Here is a 231-nt window from a genome sequence, read left to right as displayed (position 1 = left end):
ACTTTACAAACAATCTCCCATCTATTTAAAGACAAGGATTGTTTAGTCAGCTTTCCAAATTGTTAAAGAGCTAGATTTCTTTCACTAATAAATAGCTAATGAAAACCATTTTTAAACATTCTCAGCGGATTTTTCGCTTCAAAAATGCTTAAAGATGGTGGGCGATACCGGGCTCGAACCAGTGACCCCCTGCTTGTAAGGCAGGTGCTCTCCCAACTGAGCTAATCGCCC

Annotated in this window: 1 tRNA gene; it reads right to left on the bottom strand. The window is 40.3% G+C overall.

Annotated features, from left to right (window positions below):
* Window positions 1-155: 155 nt before the first annotated feature.
* Window positions 156-231 (bottom strand) — tRNA-Val (locus ACVA54_RS19780).

The sequence above is a fragment of the Vibrio sp. PNB23_22_6 genome, assembly GCF_052877535.1.
The sequence above is the reverse complement of the archived record's forward strand: the minus strand, read 5'-3'. Positions and strand labels throughout refer to the sequence as shown.